A 2,053-nucleotide genomic window follows, 5' to 3' on the forward strand; every position below is an offset into this window, starting at 1 on the left:
CAGCCACCTTCGCAGCCGCTGCAAGGCCCGGCTCAGTGTGATGCATCTGCCGCTGAGCCGTCGGTGGCAGATGTGAAGCCTTCCGACTCACAAGTGATCAGCGAAGCCGCCGCCGCGGAAACAGCGCCACAGCCGCCTTCTCCTCAAGCGCTGTTGAACCAGTGGTATAAACGCTACCCGAACGCTTTTTTCACTGGCCATACTAAACCGCTGAAAGTGGGTATTCATCAAGATTTAGCCCAGCGAGAACTCTGGTCGGGTAAATTGATACGCCGAGCATTAGCTAACTATGTGAACCTGCCGCGCTATGTGAAATCCATGCGAGAAGGTGCTGAGCGAATTGACTTGGATGGCAATCCCGCAGGTAAAGTCGATAAAGAAGCGGCGCGACATGCTAGCGATCGTCGAAAAGATAAGTCAGGCAGCAATGCATCAAAGCAAGCACCGTCTTTAGATCATCGAAAACCGCAGCAATCATCAAGGCAGGCATCACAACAAACATCGAGACAAGCGCCAAAAGATGCTGTCCCCACGCCTGTAAAGGCGCATGAGCAGAGAGGGGAAGGTGAGAAGACGGAAGCATTTGAAACAACAAAGCCACTTAGCTTAGAGGATAAATTAAGAGGGCTTCAGCAAAAATTTACAGGCCGCTGAGACCAATCAGTTGCCCGTGGGTTCCTTAAAAAAATACAAATCGTAAAGAAACACTGTTTTTTTCTATTGCGTTCACTGGAATCCCAGTATAGAGTTTGACCTGCGAGCATTGGACTATAACAAGGCTTAGTTGAGGACATGCCGCATACCGCCGGGAAAAACCGGAGGATGGCATAAAGAGCATGGCCCGCAAGCCAGCTGCAGACTTCAAAATGAGTTTGCGGTAACGATCGAAACAGTAAGCTAGTTAAGGAACCTACATCATGAAAAAGACACTTTTAGCGACTGCTATCATTGGCGCCCTGGGTGCCTCTGCCGCCGCTCAAGCAGCTACCGTTTATGACCAAGATGGTACCAAGCTCGACGTCTATGGCCGTATCGCCATGGGTATCGCTGGTGGCGGTCCTGAGTACAACGACGCTGAGCAAAAAATTGACAACGGCGCAGAATTCGTAGACGTCTACTCTCGTCTTGGCCTGCGCATGAGCCACGAAGTTAACTCTGACCTGACTGCTTTCGGTCGTTTAGAGTGGCGCTTCAAAGGTGACGAGCGTTACACCGAGTCTGGCTTCACTGAAATTCGTCAAAGCTACCTTGGCTTGCAGAGCAAGCAGTACGGTACTGTTCAAGCTGGTAACTTCGACAGCTTCTACAACCAGTTTGTCTCTCTGCCGTTCGATGTTTACATCGATCGTGGTCTAGAGTTCGCTGGTCATCCGAAGCAATCACGTGGCGACTCTATCGGTTACTACACGCCTGATCTTCAAGGCTGGACAGCCTTCCTGCAGTTGAAACACTACAGCACGCGTGGCCAGGTTGAGACTGGTAACAACGATCCTGATAGCGTAATTGCTGCCCAAGGTGGTGTGCGTTACGAGCAAGGTCCGGTTACTGTAGGTCTTGGTTTTGTTGACGACGTAGTACGTGGCGGCGGCAATGGTGAAATCATGGGTGGCCTGATCGGTTCTTACGCCATCAATGACCAGTTCTCTGCTCGTTTAGGTTATGAAGGCCGTGAAAACAGCGACGTTCGTGGCGGCGGCTACGACACTGTAGGTCTGGGTGGTACTTACACCACTGGTCCTTGGGCGTTTACTGCTGACTACTACAACGTAGATCGTGACGGTGGCGTGGACGACAGCAATGCATGGGCGTTTGGTTCTTACTACAACGTTTCCAGCAACTTCGACGTTTTCCTAGAGCTGGCTGACGGCGATGCGCCGACTGTTAATCGTGATGTTACCCTTGGTGACTTGACCGACGAAGTATACTACCTGACAGGCGCGCGTTACCACTTCTAAGCCTGGCTTTATGCCATGCTTAGCAGGTAACCCCTGTAAGTAGAAATAGAACCGGCCTCATTACGAGGCCGGTTTTTTTTGTGGTGCGCCAGGCATGG

Annotated in this window: 2 protein-coding genes; both read left to right on the forward strand. The window is 51.3% G+C overall.

Annotation, left to right across the window (positions count from 1 at the left end):
* Positions 1-654, forward strand: a 654-nt coding sequence (locus INT22_RS01180; RefSeq protein WP_193067513.1) for a ProQ/FINO family protein, incomplete at its 5' end; no start/stop codon positions are given.
* 263 nt (positions 655-917) lie between these two features.
* Entirely contained in the window at positions 918-1,955 is a 1,038-nt protein-coding gene (locus INT22_RS01185) for a porin (protein ID WP_193067514.1), read from the forward strand.
* Positions 1,956-2,053 lie beyond the last annotated feature (98 nt).

It is taken from the genome of Halomonas sp. 3D7M (assembly GCF_014897885.1).
GTDB lineage: Bacteria > Pseudomonadota > Gammaproteobacteria > Pseudomonadales > Halomonadaceae > Vreelandella.

Excerpts from the sequence above, each read along its gene's own strand:
- INT22_RS01185 (WP_193067514.1), top strand. The coding sequence starts at position 918 with ATGAAAAAGACACTTTTAGCGACTGCTATCATTGGCGCCCTGGGTGCC.